The sequence below is a fragment of the Ramlibacter sp. AN1015 genome (assembly GCF_037726105.1).
Classification (GTDB): domain Bacteria; phylum Pseudomonadota; class Gammaproteobacteria; order Burkholderiales; family Burkholderiaceae_C; genus Ramlibacter.
In genome coordinates, this window is sequence record NZ_JBBJUM010000004.1 from 87014 (window position 1) to 109607 (window position 22594).

9 protein-coding genes are annotated in these 22594 nt (G+C 72.4%); 8 read left to right on the forward strand and 1 reads right to left on the reverse strand.

Going from position 1 to position 22594, the window contains the following annotated elements; genetic code table 11:
• Positions 1 to 47: 47 nt before the first annotated feature.
• The 8 genes from WG922_RS08130 (at position 48) to WG922_RS08165 (ending at position 22059) form a co-directional block, all read left to right on the forward strand.
• A complete protein-coding gene (locus WG922_RS08130) occupies positions 48 to 8882 on the forward strand; it encodes a two-partner secretion domain-containing protein (RefSeq protein ID WP_340281950.1) in 8835 nt (2944 codons plus the stop codon).
• 11 nt (positions 8883 to 8893) lie between these two features.
• Positions 8894 to 10423: a FecR family protein gene (locus tag WG922_RS08135; RefSeq protein ID WP_340281951.1), complete on the forward strand. Its 1530-nt coding sequence runs from the start codon at positions 8894 to 8896 to the stop codon at positions 10421 to 10423.
• Positions 10424 to 10448: 25 nt separating this feature from the next.
• A complete protein-coding gene (locus WG922_RS08140; RefSeq protein ID WP_340281952.1) occupies positions 10449 to 12032 on the forward strand; it encodes a ShlB/FhaC/HecB family hemolysin secretion/activation protein in 1584 nt (527 codons plus the stop codon).
• Positions 12033 to 12116: 84 nt separating this feature from the next.
• On the forward strand, positions 12117 to 12554 hold the full coding sequence (locus WG922_RS08145) for a universal stress protein (RefSeq protein WP_340281954.1): 438 nt from the start codon (positions 12117 to 12119) through the stop codon (positions 12552 to 12554).
• Positions 12555 to 12909: 355 nt separating this feature from the next.
• Positions 12910 to 14331 carry an efflux RND transporter periplasmic adaptor subunit gene (locus tag WG922_RS08150; RefSeq protein WP_340281955.1) on the forward strand — a complete coding sequence of 474 codons (1422 nt, stop codon included), beginning with the start codon at positions 12910 to 12912 and terminating at the stop codon, positions 14329 to 14331.
• Positions 14328 to 17441: an efflux RND transporter permease subunit gene (locus WG922_RS08155; RefSeq protein WP_340281956.1), complete on the forward strand. Its 3114-nt coding sequence runs from the start codon at positions 14328 to 14330 to the stop codon at positions 17439 to 17441. Before WG922_RS08150 ends, WG922_RS08155 begins: the two co-directional genes overlap by 4 nt.
• Positions 17438 to 20626 (forward strand): efflux RND transporter permease subunit, encoded by a 3189-nt coding sequence (locus WG922_RS08160; protein ID WP_340281958.1) that lies wholly within the window; start codon positions 17438 to 17440, stop codon positions 20624 to 20626. The genes WG922_RS08155 and WG922_RS08160 overlap by 4 nt, the downstream gene beginning before the upstream one ends.
• Entirely contained in the window at positions 20623 to 22059 is a 1437-nt protein-coding gene (locus WG922_RS08165) for an efflux transporter outer membrane subunit (RefSeq protein WP_340281960.1), read from the forward strand. The genes WG922_RS08160 and WG922_RS08165 overlap by 4 nt, the downstream gene beginning before the upstream one ends.
• A 76-nt stretch (positions 22060 to 22135) precedes the next feature.
• Here the strand turns inward: WG922_RS08165 and WG922_RS08170 are convergent, their stop codons facing one another.
• Positions 22136 to 22525, reverse strand: a complete 390-nt coding sequence (locus tag WG922_RS08170; RefSeq protein WP_340281962.1) for a hypothetical protein — start codon at positions 22523 to 22525, stop codon at positions 22136 to 22138.
• Between the last annotated feature and the right edge of the window lie 69 nt (positions 22526 to 22594).

A 22594-nucleotide genomic window follows, 5' to 3' on the forward strand; every position in this document is an offset into this window, starting at 1 on the left:
CCGCCTCCGCAGTAGTACGCAACGACAGGCGTTCGGCAGGAGTCGTCATGAGGAAGTTGGGCACCTACCGCAGACCGCGCCTGAGCGCGCTGGCCGTTGCCGTGCAGGCGGCGCTGGGCGTCCCGGCCTGGGCCTTGCCGCAAGGCGCCGTCGTGGTGAACGGGCAGGTCGGCATCAGCCAGCCGGCGCCCGGCACGCTGCAGGTCACCGCAGGCAACGGCGCCATCATCAACTGGCAGGCGTTCTCCATCGGTCCGGGCGAGCTGGCCCGCTTCGTCCAGCCCTCCGCGCAGAGCGCCGTCCTCAACCGGGTGACGGGCGGCAACGCGTCGCAGCTGCTGGGCCAGCTGCAGGCCAACGGCCAGGTCTTCCTCATCAACCCGAGCGGCATCGTCGTCGGCAGCGGCGCGCGCATCGACACCAACAGCTTCGTCGCCTCGACGCTCGACCTGTCCGACGCGGACTTCCTGGCCGGGCGCATGCGCTTCATGGCCAGCGGCGCGGCCGGTGCCATCCGCAACGACGGCATCATCACCGCCGGCCCGGGCGGCAAGGTGGCGCTGATCGCGCCCGACGTCACCAACAGCGGCATCATCCACGCGCCCGACGGCCAGATCCTGCTGGCGGCGGGCCGCAGCATCGAGATCACCAGCTCCGACCACGCGGGCGTGCGCTTCGAGGTGCAGGCGCCGACCGACTCGGTGCTCAACCTGGGCAAGCTGATCGCCGAGAACGGCGCGGTCCATGCGTTCGCCGCCACGCTGCGCAACACCGGCGAGATCCGTGCCGACCGCATGGTGCAGGGCGCCGACGGCAGCATCGCGCTGGTCGCCTCGGGTGAGCTGACGCTGGGCGCCACCAGCGTGGTGAGTGCCAGCGGCTTGGGCGGCGGGCAGGTGCGGCTGCAGAGCCTCGCCGGCACGACCCGTGTGGGCGGCCAGGTGCTGGCGACCGGCAGCGAGGGCGCGGGCGGTTCGGTGCAGGTCCTCGGCGACCGCGTCGCTCTCAACGCCGGCTCGCTGGTCGATGCCTCGGGGCGCTCGGGCGGCGGCCAGGTGCTGGTCGGCGGCGACTTTCAGGGCGCGAACGCGCAGGTGCCCAATGCGCGCCGCGTGTCGGTCGCCGAGGGGGCGACGCTGCGCGCCGACGCCACCGGGCAGGGCGACGGCGGCCGCATCATCGTCTGGGCCGACGAGAACACCCGCTTCGGCGGCGCCTTGTCTGCCCGCGGCGGCGAACAGGGCGGCAACGGCGGCTTCGCCGAGGTGTCGGGCAAGCAGAACCTGCAGTTCACCGGCAGCGCCGACCTGAAGGCGCCGCGGGGCGCGCTCGGCATGCTGCTGCTCGACCCGCTGGACATCATCGTGGCCATCGGCAGCGGCGTGGTGCCCAGCGTCACCGACGAGTTCGCCGACTTCGCGCCCAACGTGGTCACCATCGATCCGACCCGGCTGAACGCGCTCGGAGCCAACGTCACGCTGCAGGCCAACCGCCACGTGTTCGTCAAGGACGCCATCGGCCTGACCACGGCCGGCGCCGGCATCACCATCCTGGCAGGCGGCACGACCAGCCAGGGGGGCGGCATCGCACTGGAGCATGCCTCGGGCATCTCCACCACCGGCGGTGCCGTGCTGCTGCGCGGGCAGTCGCTCACCGGGCCGGGCACCATCCGCACGGCCGGCGGCGCCGTCGATATCCAGACGCATGGTCACCTCGAATACGGCGGCGCGATCGACTCGGGCGGCGGCGCTGTCACGCTGCGCTCGGTCACCGGCTCCATCACCGGCGCCGACGTGAACGCGGGCAGCGGCGCCATCAGCGCGCACGGCCAGTCCGGCATCTCGGGTGGCCGCTACGTGACCAGCGGCACGGCCTCGCTGTCCACCCAGGAAGGGCAGATCGATGTGCACCGGCTCACCGCCGGCGTCGCCGACCTGCGCGCGAGCGGCAGCATCGACGCGACGGTGCAGGTCTCCGATCGCGTGAACGCCGAATCCACCGAATCGTCCGTCTCGCTCGCCAACCTCGACGGCTCGCTGCTGCGCCTGGGGACCGTGCGCGCGGCAGGCGGCATCGGCCTCGCCACCACCGGCGGCCTCGCGCAGGCGAGCGGCGGCGCGCTGCATACGTCCAGCCTCACCCTCCACGCCGGCAACAGCGCCGTCGCAGCCGGTTCGGCGGCCGCGCCGCTGCACCTCGTCTCGGCCTTCGGTCCAGCCCAGGTCAGCGCCATCGGCCTGGCCGCACCGCTGCACCTGCGCCTGGACGCCGGCACCGTGCTGAACGCGCTCTCGCTCGAAGGAACCGTATCGGCGCTCGGTGGCAGCAGCCTCACCGGTGGAGTCAACCTCGGTGCCTGGAGCTTCGGCGCCTCGGGCGGCAAGCTGCACTTCTCCGGCAGCGCCACGTCTGGATTCAACGGTTCGCTGTCGCTGAACGTACGCGACGGCGGACTGAACGTCTCCAGCCTGAACCTGCAGGGCGGCGGCGCGGCCCTGCTCCAGGCGCGGGGCGGCATCGCGCTCGGCTCCATCGTCACCACCCGCACCTTTGGCCTGGGACTGGACGTGCGCGCATCGCAGTGCAGCAGCACGAGCGAGGCCTGCAGCGCCATCAGCGCCATCGCTGTCGATTCCATCCACACCGGAGCGGGCGGCGTGCGCCTGCTCACCACCGACAACGGCGACATTACGGTTACCGGAGGCATCAGCGCGAACGGTCTCGAGATCCAGGCCGGACGCACGGTGTTCGTTCCGACCGGCGGCTTCCCGATCAACTTCGCCGGCTACCCGACCACCAACAACGTCCACATCGCGAACGCGACGACGTCCGGCCCTGTCCTGATGCGCCTGAACGGCCACGGCACCCTGACCATCGACCATCTCGCGGCGTCCGGCTCCGTGGACCTGCGCGCCGGATACTCCGGGACCTACTACGAGAACACCGGATCGGGCTACGTGGCGCGCCGCACCGCCAACGCCATCGCGGTGCACGACAGTGGCACCATCGGCTCGGGCAACTACACCGTCATCAACCAGGGCAGCGGCGACATCACCGGCAATGTCAGCGGCGACGTCAACATCACCGGCAACGTCAACCGCATCGCAGGAACGATTTCGCTGTCCGCGGTCGATGGCGACATCACCGCAGCCGGCGCACTCTCGACGACCAACGGCAGCGCGCTGTTCACCGCAGCGCAGGGCAGCGTGTCGCTGCAGGACGTGACGGCACGGTCGGGCATCAGCGCCAGCGCCGGCGGCGATATCACCTTCGGCAAGCTGGGCTCCAGCGTCGGCAGCGTGAGCCTCAGCAGCAGTGGCGGCGCTGTTCGCACGCGCATCGACGACACAGCCGCAGACATCGACGCGGCGGGCAGCGTCACCGTGGCGGCGGCACACAGCATCAACGGCTTCATCGGCGACACGCAGCTGGCCAACCCGCTCGACATCCGCGCCGGCGCCGCCATCTCCCTGAGCGCGGGGCGCGACATCGGCTCGGCCGGCCGCGCGCTGCGCGTGGACACCCCCGCCACGGTGCGCGTGGCCACCACCGGCGGGAGCTTCGAGGTAGACGCCGTCGATTTCACGACGGGCGATGCGCGCAACGTCAGCGGCATCGAACTCAGCGCGTCGGCTGCGGGCGTGGGCGCGGGGAACACCGCCAACTTCCGCTCCGCGGGCGTCACCGTGGCCGCCAGCAGCGACGGCACCGCCCTCACGCTGGCCGACCTGGCGCAGGCCGGCGGCACACTCGACCTGCTGCGTTTCACCGCGCTGGGCGGCGGCCTGCGCTTCGGCGACGTGGCCTTCACCGGAAGCAGCGGCATCAAACAGTTCGGCCTCAAGGCCGACGGCAGCATCGAGCAGCTCTCGGGCAGCATCCGTGCGGGCCACACCACCATCGAGGCGCAGGGCAGCGTGCGCGTGAACGACGTCACCGTGGCTACCGCCCCCATGAACGGGCTCGAGATCAGGGCGAGCGGCGACATCCAGGCCGGCAACCTCTCGGCCAACACCCTGAAGCTCGAAGGTGCCAATCTCGCCATCGGCTCGGCCACCACCACCGGCACGCTGCGCGGCTGGAGCAGCCCCAGCCAGCTCTCGCCGCGCCTGGGCTTGACGAACGGGCCCGAGGATCTCGTGCTCACGGCCTCCGGCAGCATCACGAGCACCGGAAGCATCAGCAGCGCCACCAGCGCGCGCCTGACCGCCGGCGGCAGCATCGAGATCGCCGGCGGCGCGGGAAGCGTCACCGGCGGCACCGGGATCACCTCGAGCTCCATCGACACCGTGTCGCTGCAGGCCGGCAGCACCGTGCGTGCCGCTACCCTGGCCGGCGCGCGCGTCGAACTGCGCGCAACCGACGCCCAGGTCGGGCAGGTCATCGCGCCCCTCGCGTTCACTTTCAATGGCGGCGCGCTGTCCGCCGGCAACGTCACGGCCGGCACGGTGCAACTCACCGGCGGAGCGCTGTCCACCGGCACCGTCAACGCCACAAGCAGCATCACCATCGACGCCGCGACCTCGCTCGCGACCGGCAGCCTCAGCGCCGCCGGCGACCTGAGCATCAGCACCGGCGGCGCCTACACCGCCACCGCGGCCCACAGCGCCGCGCGGGCCACCATCTCTTCCGGCGGCGACCTCACCATCGGTGCCGGCGCTGCGCTGACCGCCGGCGAGGCCACGCTCACCACCCGCGCCGGCAGCGACGGCAACATCGCCGCCGAGCTGCGGGACACCACGCGCCTCACGGTGAACGCCGACCGCGGCTTCGACGTGAACGTCGGCAACCGCGAGCTCACGCACCTCACCGTCAACGCGCAGTGGGACCGCGCCACCGGCGCCGGCTCGAACGGCGCCGAAGTCACCGCCACCTCGCCGCTGCTCGCATCGCAGTCGTTCGCCATCGGCGCGTCGGCCATCTCGGCTCAGTCCACCAGCCTGCTGGGCAGCTGGAACCTCAGCTACAACGACAGTGCGCTGGCCGCCCGCAGCGGTGGATTCGAACTCAACCTCGACCCGGTCCAGCAGGGCGCCTTCGCGTTCACGATGGCGTCCGACACCGACCTCACCGTCAACGCCGGCGGGCTCGGGCTGCGCCTGACCCCGGCCAGCTTCGCGTTCGAGACCGGCGGCTCGGTGACGCTGGCGGGCGTCACCACGGGCGGGGGCGCGCTGTCCGCCACCTCGCGCAACGGCGACGTCGTCGTCGGCACCGTCAACACCAATGGCCTGACGCCGGGCAAGGTCACGCTGATCGCACAGAACGGCGACATCCGCGCCGGCGGCACCGGGCTGAACATTACAACGGCGCTGCTGGATGCCGTCGGCAGCCTGCTGCCGCTGGGCTTCGGCGCCGACGTGGTGCTCGACGCACAGCGCGGCAGCATCGGCGGCGGCGGCGCCGGAACCTTGCAGCTGGCGCATGCCGGAAGGCTCACGCTGCGCGCGCAGGACACCATCGACGTGAACGTCGGCGCAGGCCAGCTCACCAGCCTCGACCTCGAGGCCTCCGTCGGCGGCACCGGTTCCGTGCAGGTGGGGCTGCCGGGCACCAACACGCTCACGCTGGGCCGCGACACGGGTGCCAACCAGCTCACGCTCGCCGGCTTCGCCAACACCACCGCGCTCACCGGCAACGCCACCCGGCAGACCGCCCTGGCCCTGCGCGCCACCGACGGCGGCGTGGCCTTGACCGGCAACGTCAGTGGCCTCGACAACCTCACGCTGCAGGCCCGCGCAGGCGACGTCACGCTGGCCGCCGACTCCACCGCGCGCACGGTGAACGTCGCCGGCACGCTGCAGCTGCTCGCCTCGCAGGACATCCGCATCGCCTCCGGAGCCCAGGCGGGCGCCTCGACCACGGTGAATGCCCGCGAAGTCCAGATGAATGCCGGCCGTGACCTGCGCATCGAGGCCGATGCCGCCGCGGTCAGCGTGGCGAGTTCGGCCATCGTCAACCAGACCTTGAGCGCCGGCCGCGATTTCATCGTGCGCGGCGGCTCGGGCACCGGCGCCTCCGCCCAGCTCAGCTCCGCGAGCGCGGCCACCGGCAACACCTACCAGACCTTGCGCGCGGGCGGACAGCTTCTCGTGGCCGGCGGCTCGGGCAGCAACGCCCACGCGAGCGTGGACACCACGGGCGCCACCGTGTACGAGCAGCGCATCGAAAGCGGCGGCGACACCGTCGTGCAGGGCGGCACCGGCGCCTTCTCGCACGCACGCCTGCAGGCGGCGACGACCTTCCAGCAGTTGGCCATCGGCGGCTCGCTCGCGGTGCGCGGCGGCAGCGGACAGGACAGCCACGCGACCTGGATGCTCGACGCGAACCGCTCGGGGTCGCAGTCGGGCAGCATCGGCGGCGACCTGATCGTGCAGGGCGGCAACGCCTCGACGGGGCAGGGCGCAGGCTCGTACGCCAAGCTGATCGCGGGCGCGCAGAACATCGGCGCCATCGGCGGCGCGATCCGCGTGGCCGGCGGCACGGGCGCCGGCACCATGGCCGAACTCTCCAGCCGCACCATCCAGAGCCTGGGCGTCGCCTACACCGGCGGTGGCTACGGCTCCGGCACCGACGCCATCCTGGTGCAGGGCGGCTCCGGCGACGGCGCGTCGGCGGTGCTCACGGCCGGCGGCAACCAGTCGCTCTACGCCGGGCGCGGCAGCGAACCCCAGGAGACGGGCAACGTGGAGGTCCTGGCCGGTTCGGGCCTGAACGCGCGGGCGGAGATCACGTCCGGCGCCGCGCAGACCATCGGCTCGAACAGCACCAGCTGCTACTACGGCTGCAACCTGTCCACGCAGGACGTGCGCGTGCAGGGCGGATCCGCGACCGGCGCGACCGCCGCCATCCGCGCCGCCACCAGCCAGGTCGTGCAGGCCGGCGGCGCCATCAGCGTGATCGGCGGCAGCGTCACAGGCACGGCAGCGGAGATAGTCGCGACCGGTGCGGGAGCGAGCCAGACCATCGGCAGCGCCAACACCTCGCAGGCCAATGCGACCGATCTCATCGAAGTGCGCGGCGGCAGCGGCGACGGCGCGCGCATCGCCACCGGTGGCGTGCAGACGCTGAGCAGCGGCGGAAACATCGTGGTTGCGGGCGGCACGGGCGTCAACGCCAGCGCGCTGGTGGAGTCGCTGAACGGCTCGCAGGTGATCGGCGGCAACCTTCTCAGCGGACAGGACGCCACCGACGCCATTCTGGTACAGGGCGGCAGCGCTGCCGGTGCCTTCGCCGCGATCCGCGCCGGCAACGAGCAGACGCTGCTGGCCGGCGGCAGCATCGCTGTGCAGGGCGGCGCCGCCGGCGCGTTCGCCGAGGTCACCACCACGGGCGGCACCCAGCGCATCGGCGGCGCCGGCGTCGATGGCGACACGAGCTACGCCTGGTCCCACGACGCCACCGACAGCATCACCGTCACCGGCGGCGCCGCCGGTGCCCATGCGCGCATCGCCACCACCACCGGCGGGCAGTTCCTGGCAGCCGAGAACCTCATCGCCCTCACCGGCGGCACCGGCGCCGGATCGATGGCGCAGGTCAGCGCGGTGGGCGGCCAGTCGGTTCAGTCGCTCGGCAGGATCACCATCCAGGGCGGCACCGACAGCGGCACCGGCGCCGGCATTACCGGCATCGTCAACGACGTCAACGGAGCGCAGACCGTCACGGCCGCCGGCAACATCGAGGTGACCGGCGGCAGCGGCGCCACCGACACCGGCATCGTCCAGCAGGCCGCCGAAAACCTGCAGACGGTGCGCGCGGGCGGCAACGTGCTGCTGGTCGCGCCCAGCGTCGCGTCGGGCTCCCTGGCCATTCACTCCGAAGGCGCGCAGGAGCTGCAGGCAGGCGGCGCGCTGGTGCTGTCCAATGCGGCCGGCCGCGAGGTCCGCGTGCACGCGGCCGGCGGCCAGCAGTCGGTGCAGGCCGCGACGCTCGCCATCGCGCTCGGCGGCACCCAGGCCAACGCATTCGCCGGCCTCAGCACCGCGGCCGGCTACGACCAGCGCGTGCACCTGCTCGGCGACGGCACCACGCGCGGCAGCGCCACGGTGTCGGTGCGCAACACCAGCACCGGCGGCAACAGCCTCGCGGGCATCACCTCCGGCGGCGCGCTCGACCTGCAGGCGACCGACGCCAACTACGACGCGGCGGGCACGGTGCAGGTCGGACACGCCGAGGACCAGGGACGCAGCGAAATCAGCGCCGCGACCGAGCTGAACCTGGTCGCCGCAGCCCTGCGCATCCAGGGCGGCGCGACGGCGGCGGCCACGGCGGCGGTCAACGCGGCAGACGCGATGAGCATCAGCACCGTCTACGGCGCCACCGAGCTCGTGGGCGGTGCCGCCGGCTCGGCCAGCATCGACCCGACGCTGCTGAACGTGGTATCCACCGGCTCGGTGCTGCTGCAGGGCGGCGCGAGCGCCAGCGCCAGCAGCACCATCACGGCGGGCACCTTCAACCTGGCCTCGACCACCGGCAGCCTCACGCTGTCCAGCGGCGGCGCCGCCGCCAGCATCTCCGCCGGCACGTTCAACTACGTGGGGCCGCAGGACGTGAAGCTGCTGGGCGGAACGATCACCGTGAGCAACGCCGGCACCATCACCATCGACGGCGTGTGCGTGAGCTGCACCACCAACCTGTTCGGCCCGTTCTCCATCTCGCAGTACATCCCACCCCCGGTGCCGCCGGCGCCGCCCGCGCCGCCCGCGCCGCCGACGTCGATTCCGCAGTTGCCGCAATCGCCGGTGCCTCTGAAGGACTATGTCGGCCTGGTCACCGGCTCCAACCTCAGCCTGATCGATCTGTACGGCGATACCTTCCAGCTGGTGCTGCTCGACGACGGCACCCTCGCCATGCACCGCAACCGGCGCAACCAGTGCCTCTGAGGACGCGAGCGATGCGCACCGATTCCCCGTCCTTGGTTCGCGGCTGCGCGGGCCCCGTGCTGCGTTCGTTGCTGCTCGCGGGCCTGGCGCTCGCCGCAACCGGGCTGCGTGCCCAGGCGCCCGCACCCGCATCCGCACCCGCATCCGCACCCGCGCAGGCCGGCGAGGTCTCGCACCTGCAGGGCATGGCGACCGCCCAGCAGCCCGGGGGCGATTACCGCTTCCTCGGCAAGGGCGATCCGGTACTCGAAGGCGACACGCTCAGCACCACCGAGCGCGGCTTCGCGGTGCTCACGCTGCGCGACGGCAGCAAGTACACCTTGCGGCCCGCGACCTCGTTCACCGTGGAGCGCTTCGCGCACGGCGAAGGCGCCGAATCGGCCTGGCTGCGGCTGATCAAGGGCGGCGTGCGGGTGGTCACGGGACTGGTGGGCAAACGCAATCCGGCCGGCGTCGAACTGCGCACGCCCACGGCCACCATCGGCATCCGCGGCACCAGCTTCGACGCGCGCCTGTGCGGCGACGACTGCCGCACCGAGAACTCCGCGCCGGTCACCGCCGCGCCCGCCATCCCGCAGCCCGTGGCTGCGCGCGTGGTCCAGCTCACCGGCCAGGCGAGCGCCACCAGCCCGGCCCGCGTGAGCCGCGCGCTGGCGGTCGGCGGCACGCTGTTCGAGGGCGAGGAGGTGCGCACCGCCGCGGGCTCGACCCTCGTGCTCGGCTTTCGCGACCAGAGCGTTGTCTCGGTCAATCCCGAGACCGTGCTGCGCATCAGCGCCTTCAGCTTCAACCAGCCGCAGGCGCCGAACGGCATGACCCTCGGGCTGCTGCGCGGCGGGCTGCGCGCACTCACCGGCCTCATCGGGCGCCAGTCGCCCGAGGCCGTGAAGATCAAGACCACGACCTCCACCATCGGCGTGCGCGGCACCGGCATGGACATCAGCTGCGAAGGGCCCTGCGCCGATCCGGCGTTGAGCGAGAGATGCACTGCGGGCGGCACCTTCTTCGCAGCGACTTGTTTTCCCGACCCTGCGGTCGCTGCGGCCGAACCAGGCGCCGCCAACCTGCCCGAGCACGGCCTGTTCATGCGGACCTGGCAGGGCACGACCTACTTCGAGCGCGGCCCGCTCGACGTGGCGCTCGAGCAGGCCGGCTTCATCGGGGCCGACGGCCTGCCACGCGTGCTGCGCGTGGTGCCGCCCTTCCTGCTGTCCTTCACCGCGCCCCGTCCGGACAGCGTGGCCATCGACTGGGACGCGCTCTTCGCCTCCGTCGATCCGGCGGGCGCCGACGGGCTCTACGTGTACGTGCGCGAGGGCCATGTGTTCGTGCGCTCCGGCGCCTCCACCGTCGAACTGGGCCCGGGCGAGAGCGCCTGGTCGGGTCGCGAGGGCGACGCGCGGCGCATCCAGCCGGTCCCGCGCTTCCTGCTGCTCGACCCGATCCCGATTCCCGAATCGTTCAGCGGGACCTCGGGCCTGCTGCAATCGCTGTTCGGCGGCCCGGTGGGCCAGGCCGGGCAGGAGATCTGCCGCCTCTGACCCGACCCGATCCCACCCGTTTTCGATGAATCACTCCCTGTCTTCCCTGGGCCTGGCCGCTGTGCTGGCCGGCGCATCGCTTCTGCCCGGGCCGGCCCGCGCCCAGGCCCCGGCGCAAGCCCCTGCGCAGGGCCCGACCCTGGACGTGCGCCGCTATGTGGTCGATGGCAGCCTGCCGTTGTCCGAAGCCGAGGTGGCCGCAACGCTCGCGCCCTTTACCGGCGAGCGCCGCAGCCTGGCCGACATCGAGTCGGCCGCGCAGGCGCTCGAGCGGCGCCTGCGCGACGAAGGCCATGCCTTCCTGCGGGTCTACGTTCCGGCGCAGCGACCCACCGGCGGCGAGGTGCGCCTGGATGTCGTGCGCTTCACGCTGGGCGAGGTCGAACTCCAGGGCAACCGCCACTTCAGCGACGCCAACGTGCGCGCCAGCCTGCCGACCCTGCGCGAGGGCGAGGTGCCCGAGGTCGAGCGCCTCGGGGCCGATGTCTCGGCCAGCAACAACAACCCGGCCAAGCAGATCAGCGTCACCTTCCGCGAATCCCGCACGCCCGGCGCCATCGACGCGGTGGTGCGCGTGCGCGACACAGAGCCCGCCAGCTTCCTGCTGTCCAGCACCGCCAACTACGCGCTGCGCTCGCGCGATCCGCACAACGACATCTGGCGCGTCAGCGCGGCCTGGCAGCACGCCAACCTGTTCGGGCGCGACCATGTCGCCACCCTGTCCTACACCAGCGACCCGCGTGACCTCTCCGGCGTGCGCCTGTTCGGCGCCTACTACCAGCTCCCCTGGTACGGCACCGGACTCACCGCCTCGGCCTTCTACACCGAGTCCGACATCGACTCGGGCCGGGTGCTGCAGGGCGCCAACTACTTCGACGTGAGCGGCAGCGGCCGCTTCTACGGCGTGCGGCTGGCCAAGGCGCTGCGCCGCCAGGGCAACCTGCAGCCCACGCTGGGCGTCTCCCTGGAAGACCGGCTGTTTCGCAACAGCACCACCTTCAACGGCGTGCAGATCCAGCCCGACGTCGGCTCGCGCGTGCTGGCGCTGCAAGCTTCGCTGCGCCAGGAACCGGCGTGGGGCCTGTGGACCGGCTCGCTCGAATGGGCCACCAACATCGGCGGCGGCAGCGCCAACGAGACGCTGCGCCACGCGGCGAACGGCGGCGAGCGCGGCTGGCGCGCCCTGCGCTGGAACGCCGAAGCCGCCGCGCCGGTGGGCAACTGGCAGGTCGCTGCGCGGCTGCGCGGGCAGCACACCAGCGACCGGCTGATCGCGGGCGAGCAGTTCGGCCTCGGCGGGCTCAACTCGGTGCGCGGCTTCAGCGACCGGGTGGTCGCCGGCGAGCGCGGCCTGCAGTGGAACGTGGAGGGCACCGGGCCGGCCCTCGGCGACAGCGGCGTGCGCCCGGTGGTGTTCGCGGACGGCGGAGCCGTCCGCTCATTGGCCACCCAGGCCAGCGACAGCCTCGCGGCCGCAGGCGCGGGCGTGCGCTGGAGCCAGTCGCGGTGGCAGCTCGCCGCGGACCTCGCCCGCGTCGTGAACGCGCCCACCACCGCCCCCGACAGCCAGGCCTGGCGCCTGCACCTGGGTCTGCTCGCGCGCTTCTGAGTCGCCGACCTGCGGGTTTTCTCCCCTGCCGAGGTCGGGCGCGGCCTTCTATCCTGTGGTCGTCCACACCGACGGGAGAGCGGCATGTTCAAGCGAATTCTTTTGGCCTATGACGGAAGCGACGCCGGGCAGAAGGCCCTGCTCGACTGCCGCGAACTCGCGCAGTGGGGTGGCTCCGAAGTGGTCCTGGTCGCCGTCATGCCTTCCACGATGAGTTTCGTGGGCCTGGAAGGCGGCGTCTACGACGTCGAACTCGAAGAGCGCGAGCGCCACAAGTTCGACGCGGTGCTGCGCGACGGCCTGCGGCGCCTGGAAACCGCCGGCTTCTCCGCCCGGGGCGACGTGGTCATGGGGGAAGCCGTCGAGGAGATCACGCGCCAGGCGCGCAAGGTCGAGGCCGACCTGATCGTGGTCGGACACAAGCACCTCGACAGCTGGGCCGCGCGGTGGTGGCGCGGCTCCATCTCGGGCGCCCTGATCGAGCACGCGCCCTGCAGCGTGCTGGTGGTGATCCTGCCCTGACAGGCCACGCTCCGGCGCCTGCGTGAGCAGCTCGGGGAGCCCGGACCGCAGCGCGGGCAGGTCTTCGGGCCGATGAGGGGCAGGGTGCGCGGGTCCGCGGCCCGCCTCCGTGCGAAGCGACTGGCGCCGAGCTGCGGCTGCGCGTCGTACACGACCGCCGCCGCCGCCGCAGGTGCCACTGCTGGAGAGCGCTGAACCCATCGCACCGCTCCTGTTTTTCGCCGCCTTCTCCCAAGTACACGTTCGCGATACATGGGCACGCGACCATCCGTGACCGGCGCCGGGGCACGGCGACTACACTGCCTCGCGCCGCCGGGGCGCCCGCGCCCCGCGCCGCTCCCGACGAAGGATCTCGATGGATCGCATGGACCCGCAGCCCGACCACAGCACCGCCTCCACCTCTCATGCCGTCGGCCCGCGCCGGCTCAGCCGGCGAGCCTCGCTCGTCGGCACCTTGATCGCCCTGCTCGTTGCCGCCGCCATCGGCTGGCTGGCCTGGAGCCTGACCCGTCCCGCGGCCGAAGCGCCGCCCGCGTCCCGCGCGGGCGGCGCAGCGGGCGCGGCCCGGCCGCCCTCCGGCGCACCGCCGGCAGCTGGCGCACCGCGCGCCCTGCCGCCGACCAACGTCGGCGTGGCGACCGTGGAGCGCGCCGACCTGCCCGTGAGCATGGAGGCGCTGGGCACGGTGGTGCCCGCGGCCACGGTGCGGGTGCGCCCGCTGGTGTCTGGCGTGCTGCAGGAGGTGCTCTATCGCGAGGGCCAGGCCGTGCGCAAGGGCGAGCTGCTCGCGCGCATCGACCCGCGGCCCTTCGAGATGGCGCTGCAGCAGGCCCAGGGCCAGCGCATGCGCGACGAGGCGCAGCTCGCCGCCGCCCGCGTGACGTTGCAGCGGTTCCGCACGCTGCTGCAGCAGGATTCGATCGCCCGCCAGGAAGTCGATACCCAGGACGCGCTCGTCAAGCAGCTGGAGGCCGCGGTGGTAGTGGCCAAGGCCAACGAAGGCACGGCCCGGCTGAATCTCGAGCACACCCGCATCACCGCGCCGATCTCCGGGCGCACCGGCCTGCGCACGGTCGATGTCGGCAACGTGGTGGGGCCCAGCGACACCAACGGCGTGGCCGTGATCACCCAGCTCACCCCGATCGACGTCGAGTTCGCCGTGCCGCAGGACCTCATCGGCTCGCTGCGCGAGGCGGCCGAGGCCGGCACCACCGCGCAGGCCCTGGACCGCACCCGTACCCGGGTGCTGGCCACCGGACGCTTCGCGTCCTTCGATAACCTGATCGATCCGCAGACCGGCACCGTGCGTGCCAAGGCGCGCTTTGCCAACGCCGACGCGGCGCTCTTTCCCAACCAGTTCGTCAACGTGCAGCTGCAGCTGCGCACGCTCGAAGGCGCGGTGGTGGTGCCGGTCTCGGCGGTGCGCACCGGCCCGGCTGGCGAGCAGGTGTTCGTGGTCAACCCGGACCGCACCGTGTCGCTGCGACCGGTGCAGCGCGGCCACACGACGGCCGAACGCGTGCAGGTGGTGCAGGGGCTGCAGGTAGGCGAGCGGGTGGTCACCGAAGGGGCCGACCGCCTGCGCGATGGCGCCCGCGTCGCGATTGCGGGCGAGGCGGCGCAGGCCGCATCCGCGCGCCCGCGGCCCGGCGGCGGCGCAAACGGTGAGCCTCGCGCCCAGCCGGGCCCCGGAGCGGGCGGGCAGGGTGCCGCGGGCGGCGGCGCACCGCGCGGCCGGCCGGGCGCACGCCAGGAAGCCACCGCGCCGGCGCCATGAGCCCCTCGCGTGCGTTCATCCTGCGGCCCGTCGCCACCGGGCTGCTGATGCTGGCCATCGTGCTCGCCGGGCTGGTGGGGCTGCGCCTGCTGCCGCTGGCGGCGCTGCCGCAGGTGGACTACCCCACCATCCAGGTGCAGACGCTCTACCCCGGGGCCAGCCCGCAGGTCATGGCGCAGACCGTCACCGCGCCGCTGGAGCGGCAGTTCGGGCAGATGCCGGGGCTGTCGCGCATGAGTTCGACCAGCGCCGCCGGCGTCTCCATCGTCACGCTGCAGTTCGGCCTGGGGCTGGCGCTCGACGTGGCCGAGCAGCAGGTGCAGGCTGCCATCAACGCCGGCAGTTCGCTGCTGCCGGCGGACCTGCCGGCGCCGCCGATCTATGCCAAGGTGAACCCGGCCGACGCGCCCGTGCTGAGCCTGGCCATCACCTCCGATGCGCTGCCGCTGACCGAGGTGCGCAACCTGGTCGATACCCGCCTCGCGCTGAAGATCAGCCAGGTGGCCGGCGTCGGCCAGGTGACGCTCGCCGGCGGCCAGCGCCCCGCGGTGCGCATCCAGGCCGACACCCGTGCCCTCGCGTCCTACGGCCTCACCCTGAACACCATCCGCACCGCCATCTCGGCGGCCAACAGCGCGGGCGCCAAGGGCAGCATCGACGGACCCTCCCGGTCCTGGACCATCAACGCCAACGACCAGCTGCTGCGCGTGGAGGATTACCGCGATCTGGTGGTGAGCTGGCAGGGTGGGGCGCCGGTGCGGCTGGGGCAGGTGGCGCAGGTGGTCGAGAGCGCCGAGAACGTCCGCCTGGGCGCCTGGGCCGGCACGAGCGACGCGCAGGGCGCGGAAGGCGGCGCCCTGATGCCTGCCATCGTGCTGAACGTGCAGCGGCAACCCGGTGCCAACGTCATCGCCACGGTGGACGCGATCAAGCAGCGCCTGCCCGAGCTCACCGCCGGCATGCCCGAGTCGGTGCGGGTGCAGGTGCTGTCCGACCGCACCACCGGCATCCGCGCCTCGGTGCACCACGTGCAGCTCGAGCTGGCGCTGGCCGTGGTGCTGGTGGTGCTGGTGATGTTTGCCTTTCTGCGCAGCCTGCGGGCCACGGTCATCGCCAGCCTGGCGGTGCCGATCTCGTTGCTGGGCACCTGCGGCGCGATGGTCCTGCTGGGGTACAGCCTCAACAACCTCTCGCTGATGGCGCTGACCATCGCCACCGGTTTCGTGGTGGACGACGCCATCGTGATGATCGAGAACATCTCGCGCCACCTCGAGATGGGCAAACGTCCGCTGGACGCGGCGCTCGAGGGCGCGCGCGAGATCGGCTTCACCATCATCTCGCTCACCGTGTCGCTGGTGGCGGTGCTGATCCCGCTGCTGTTCATGGGCGATGTCGTCGGCCGGCTGTTCCGTGAGTTCGCCGTGACGCTGGCCATCACCATCCTGATTTCGGCGGTCGTGTCGCTGACCCTGGTGCCGATGATGAGCGCGCGCCTGCTGCGGGCGCTGCCCGGTTCCGCGCACGACGACGCCTCGCACCAGAAGCAGGGCGGCTTCGGTGCCGTGATCGGCTGGTACGACCGTGCCCTGCAGCGGGTGCTGGCGCACCAGGGCGCCACGCTGCTGGTGGCGGTGGGCACGCTGGCGCTCACCGCGCTGCTCTGGGTGGCCATTCCCAAGGGGCTGTTCCCGACCCAGAACACCGGCCAGCTACAGGTGCGCGTGCAGGCGCAGGAGTCGGTCTCGTTCGCCCGCATGGCCGAGTTGCAGCAGGAAGTCGCCCGCGCGCTGCTGCGCGACCCGGCCGTCGCAGGCCTGAGCAGCTATGTCGGTGTGGATGCGGTCAACAACACCATGCTGCATACCGGCCGGCTGCTGGTGAACCTGCGCGCCGCGAGCGGCGATCCGCTGCCGGTGATCGAGCGCCTGCGCCGAGCGGGCGAGCAGGTGCCCGGCGCCACGCTCTACCTGCAGCCCGTGCAGGACCTCACCATCGACGCAGAGACCGGCCCCACGCCGTACCGAGTGTCGGTGGAGGCCGCCGACGAAGAGGCGGTCACCGCCTGGGCCAGGCGCCTGGCCGAGGCCATGCGCACGCTGCCGCAGCTGCGCCAGGTGGTGACCGACGCCGGTGCCGCCAGCACCGCCTTGCTCGTCGATATCGACCGCGACACCGCCGCGCGCCTGAACATCACCGCCGCCGCCATCGACGAGGCGCTCTACAGCGCCTTCGGCCAGCGCATCGTCTCGACCATCTTCACCGAGACCAGCCAGTACCGCGTGGTGCTGGAGGCGCGCCCCGACGCGCAGGCGAGCCCCGCATCGCTCGGGGAGGTGCAGCTGCGCACCGGCTCCGGGCAGCCGACGCCGCTGTCGGCGGTGGCCCGCATCCGCGAAGTCGCGGCGCCGCTGCAGGTGACGAACGCCGCGCAGTACCCGGCCGCCACCGTCGGATTCGGCACCGCCCCCGACGCGTCGCTGGGGCAGGCGGTGCAGGCGGTCCGCGAGGCGGCCGACCGGCTGGAGCTGCCCCCGGGCGTTACCCTGCGCTTCATCGGCGCCGCCGGCGCGTTCGAGGCCTCCCTGAACAACCAGCTCTGGCTGATCCTGGCGGCGGTGGTGTGCATGTACATCGTGCTCGGCGTGCTCTACGAGAGCTACGTCCACCCGGTGACGATCCTGTCCACCTTGCCCTCGGCCGCGGTGGGTGCGCTGCTGATGCTGATGCTCACCGGCCACTCGCTGGGCGTGATCGGCATCATCGGCATCATCCTGCTGATCGGCATCGTCAAGAAGAACGCGATCATGATGATCGACTTCGCGCTCGACGCCGAACGCCGCCAGGGCCGCACGCCGCGCGAGGCGATCCACCAGGCGGCGCTGCTGCGCTTTCGCCCGATCCTCATGACCACGCTGGCGGCGCTGGGCGCGGCCATCCCGCTGATGCTCGGGTGGGGCGAGGGCGCCGAGCTGCGCCGCCCGCTGGGCCTCACGATCTTCGGCGGACTGATCGTGAGCCAGCTGCTCACCCTCTTCACCACGCCGGTGATCTATCTCGCCTTCGACCGGCTGGGCCGGCGCTGGCGCGGCGCACCGGCCGCCGCGGCATGAACCTGTCGGGGCCGTTCATCCGCCGGCCGGTGGCCACGGTGCTGCTGACGCTGTGGCTCGCGCTGGCCGGCATCGCCGCCTATTTCCTGCTCCCGGTGGCTTCGCTGCCGCAGGTCGATTTTCCGGTGATCTCGGTCAGCGCCAACCTGCCGGGAGCCAGCCCGCAGACCATGGCCAGCAGCGTCGCCACGCCCCTGGAGCGTCGCCTGGGCGTGATCGCCGGCGTGAACGAGATGACGTCGAGCAGCAGCAACGGCTCGACGCGCATCACGCTGCAGTTCGACCTGCACCGCGACATCGACGCCGCCGCGCGCGAGGTGCAGGCGGCCATCAACGCCGCCCGCGCTGACCTGCCGGCCACGCTGCGCAGCAATCCGACCTACCGCAAGGCCAACCCGGCCGCCGCGCCGGTGCTGATCCTCGCGCTGACCTCGCAGACGCGCTCGCCCGGGCAGGTGTACGACTCAGTCTCCAACATCGTGCAGCAGAAGATCGCGCAGGTTCCGGGCGTGGGCGACGTCGAACTCGGCGGCGGCTCGCAGCCGGCCGTGCGCGTCAACCTGCTGCCCTTCGCGCTGAACCGCTGGGGCCTGGCCACGGAGGACGTGCGCGCCGCGATCCAGGCCGCTACCGGCAACCGGCCCAAGGGCGAGCTCGACTCCGACGGCCGCAGCCTGACCATCTATACCCGCAACAGCGTGGGCGGGGGCCGCACCGCGGCCGACTGGCGCGAGCTGGTCGTCGCCTGGCGCGACGGCGCGGCCGTGCGGCTGACCGACATCGCCGAGGTCACCGACAGCGTCGAGAACATCAACACGCTGGGCCTGTTCAACGGCGAGCCTGCGGTGATCGTGCTGGTGCGCCTGCAGGCCGCCGCCAACGTGATCGAGACGGTGGACGCCGTGCGTGCGCTGCTGCCGCAGCTGCAGGCGGCACTGCCGCAGGACGTGCGCATCGCGGTGGCCTCGGACCGCACCCACTCCATCCGCGCCGCCCTGCACGAGGTCGAGATCACGCTCGCCATCGCCATCGTGCTGGTGATCCTGGTGGTGAGCGCCTTCCTGCGCAGCGCCCGTGCGACGCTCATCCCGGCGGTCGCGACGGTGGTGTCGCTGCTGGGCACGTTCGGGGTGATGTACCTGCTCGGGTTCTCGCTGAACAACCTCTCGCTGATGGCGCTCACCGTTGCCACGGGCTTTGTGGTGGACGACGCCATCGTGGTCCTGGAGAACACGGCGCGCCACATGGAGCGCGGCGTCGATCGGTTCCAGGCAGCGCTGCTGGGCGCGCGCGAGGTGGGCTTCACGGTGCTGTCCATCAGCCTGTCGCTGGTGGCGGTGTTCATCCCGCTGCTGTTCATGGGCGGTCTGGTGGGGCGGCTGTTCCAGGAATTCGCCGTCACGCTTTCGGCCGCGGTGCTGATCTCGCTGCTGATTTCCCTGACCACCACGCCCATGATGTGTGCCTGGCTGCTGCGCCCCGGCACCGAGCACCGCCCGGGCAGGCTGGCGCGTGTGTTCGAGCGCGGATTCGACGCGCTGCACCGCGCCTACGCGTGGAGCCTCGACTGGGCGCTGCAGGCGCGCTGGCTGGTGTTGTTGCTGCTGGTCGCGGCCATCGGGCTGAACGTCGCGCTCTTCATGCACATCCCCAAGGGCTTCTTTCCGCGCCCGGACACGGGGCAGATCCAGGGTGGTGTGCGTGCCGACCAGAGCATCTCGTTCCAGGCCATGCAGGACAAGATGCGCGCGCTGGTGGACATCATCCGTGCCGACCCCGCCGTGGACACCGTGGTCGGGTTTACCGGCGGCGGGCGCGCCGGCGGCGGCTTCGTCTTCGTGAACCTCAAGCCGGCCTCCGAGCGCCCGCAGGGAGAGCGGGGCCAGGCCGTGATCGCGCGGCTGCGGCCGCAGCTCGCCACGGTGCCGGGCATCAGCCTGTTCCTCAACCCGGTGCAAGACCTGCGCATGGGCGGGCGCTCGAGCAACTCGACCTACCAGTACACCCTCAAGGGCGACAACGAGGCCGACCTCAAGCACTGGGCCACCCGCATGGCGCAGGCCCTGCAGCTGCAGCCCGCGCTGGTGGACGTGGACACCGACCAGCAGGAGAACGGGGTCGAGACCTTCGTGCAGGTCGATCGCGAGCTGGCCTCGCGACTGGGCATCAGCGCGCGCGACATCGACAACGCGCTCTACAACGCCTTCGGACAGCGGCAGGTGGCCACCGTGTACGACGCGCGCAACCAGTACCGCGTGATCCTCGGCGTGGCGCCGCGCTATGTGCGCAGCCCCGAGGCGCTCAAGGACGTCCACGTGCCGGCGCGGGCGGCTGCCGCTGCCGACGCGGCGGCCCTGAACCCGGGGCTGCGCGACCAGGCCACCGGGCAGGCGTTGAGCGCCACGGCCAACAACATGGTGCCGCTCGCCGCCATCGCGCGCTTCGCCGAGCGGCCCTCGCCGGCCAGCGTGAGCCACCAGGACGCCGAGCTGGCCACCACCATCTCCTACAACCTCGCGGAGGGTGCCACGCTGGCAGACGCCGAGCAGGCGGTGCGTGCCGCCGAAGCGTCGGTGGCCCTGCCGAACAACGTGCGCGGCAGCCTGCAGGGCACGGCGCGGGCGGCGCAGGATTCGCAGCGCCAGCAGGTGCTGCTGATCGTCGCGGCCATCGCCGTCATCTACATCGTGCTGGGCGTGCTGTACGAGAGCCTGGTGCACCCGGTCACGGTGCTGTCCACGCTGCCCTCGGCAGGCCTGGGGGCGGTGCTCGCGCTGCTGCTGTTCAAGCTGGAGTTCTCGGTGATGGCCTTGATCGGCGTGTTCCTGCTGATCGGCATCGTCAAGAAGAACGCCATCCTCATCATCGACTTCGCGCTGGAGGCCGAACGCGCGCGCGGGTTGTCGCCGCTCGCGGCGGTACGCGAGGCCTGCCTGCTGCGATTCCGCCCCATCCTCATGACCACCCTGGCCGCCTTGCTGGGCGCGCTGCCGCTGGCCATCGGCTTCGGCGATGGCGCCGAGCTGCGCCGCCCGCTGGGCATCGCCATCGTCGGCGGCCTGATCGCAAGCCAGCTGCTCACGCTGCTGACCACGCCGGTGGTCTACCTGCTGCTGGACAAGCTGCGCCGGCGCAGCCCCGTCGAGGAGCAGCTGGTGCGCCACGCCGAACCCCGCCTTCCATGAAGCCAACGCCTGTCCATTCGCCCTCCGTGCATCGTTCCGCCCGGCTGCTGCCGGCGCTGCTGGCCGCCGTCCTTGCGGCCGGGTGTGCGGTCGTCCCCGCGGCCGACGCGCCGCCCCCGTCGATCGCCACGCCCCAGGCCTTCAAGCAGGGCGCCGGCGAGTGGGTGCCGGTGGCTGCCGCCCAGGTGCCGGCGCACGGCGCCTGGTGGGAGCTGTTCGGCGACCCGGTGCTGAACGCGCTCGCGCAGCAGGTCGAGGTGTCCAACCAGAACCTGGCGGTCGCGGTGGCCGCGTACGCCCAGGCGCGCGCGTTGCTCGCGGAGCAGCGCGCGGCGCTGTTCCCGCAGGTGAGTGCCGGCGCCGGGGCCGATCGCGCGGGCGGCGGGCGCGGCACCACCGGCCGCAGCAGCTACGACCTGAGCCTGGGACTGAGCTGGGAGCCGGACCTGTGGGGACGCCTCGGCCTGGGCGTGGCCGCGGCCCGTGCCAGCGAGCAGGCGAGCGCGGCCGACCTCGCGGCGGCGCGCCTGTCGCTGCAGGGAGAACTCGCGGCCAGCTACTTCAACCTGCGCGGCGTCGATGCGGAGCTGCAGTTGCTGCAGGCCATCGTGCAAGGCCTGGAGCGCACGCTGCAGATCGCGCGCAACCGTTACGCAGCGGGCGTGGTGGCCCGCACCGACGTGCTGCAGGCCGAGACGCAGCTGGCCAATGCGCGTGCCGACCTGCTGTCGCTGCAGCGCCTGCGCGCCCAGCTCGAACACGCGATCGCCGTGCTGGTGGGGCGGGCGCCGGCCGACTTCACCCTTGCGCCGCAGGCCACCCGCAGCGCGCTGGTGCCCGCGATGCCCCTGGAGCTGCCCTCCACGCTGCTGCTGCGCCGCCCCGACATCGCGGCCGCCGAGCGGCGGGTGGCCGTGGCCAACGCCCAGCTCGGGCTGGCGCGCACCGCGTGGTTTCCGAGCCTGCGCCTGAGCGCTTCCGGCGGCATCGGCGCGGCAGCGGTGGGCGACCTGTTCAGCGCCGGCAGCCTGGTCTGGGCGCTGGGGCTGTCGCTCGCGCAGACGGTCTTCGACGGCGGCGCCATCGCGGCGCGCCAGGACGTGCAGCGCGCCGCGCTGGAGCAGGCCGCCGCGCGGTATCGGCAGACCGTGCTCGCTTCGTTCCAGGGCGTGGAGGACCAGCTCGCCGCGGTGCGCATCCTGGCCGAGCAGCAGGCGCTGCGCGAGCAGGCGGCGCAGGCCGCCGCGGCCGCCGAGCAGCAGGTGATGAACCGCTACCAGGCGGGGCAGGTGGGCTTCAATGAGGTGATCACCGCGCAGAACACGGCGCAGAACGCGCGGCGCGCGCTGGTGCAGCTGCAGGCCGATCGCCAGGTGGCAGCGGTGGCGCTGATCCAGGCGCTCGGTGGAGGCTGGCGCGTGGGAGCGGACTGAGCGCCGACAGACGTGTCGCCGGCGGGGCGCGAGCGCAGGACACGCGCCGGCCGCGAAGCGCAGTCCCTTCACTCTCTCAGCGCGCGATACGCTCGTTGAGGATCTGCGCGATGGCCTTGTCCAGGTCTTCGCGCCCCCTGGTGCGAGAGAGCCGCTCGTAGTCGGCCTCGGTCAGGAGCCACAGCTCGTGCACGGCCCCTGACGCGTCACGCCGGAACAGAACCGGCAGCTCCTCGGCGAGCGCGGTGCGCGGGGTGGATGCGCCGCGTGCTGCAAGGTGCACGCGGGCGCCCGGTGCCAAGGCATGTTCCGCACCATCGACGCGCAGAGTGGATGCGCCATCCACCACCGCGCGGCCGACCTGCACATCGTGCGGCGCGATGCGCACCGGGGCCTGTGCCGAGGCGGCGGCCGCAAGCGACAAGGTCGCGGCGAGCACCGCGCGCCGGAGTAAGGCGGCAGACATCAGAACACTCCGAACAGCATGAGCAGGACGATCACGACCAGCGGCACGCCGAGCAGCCAAAGAATGATG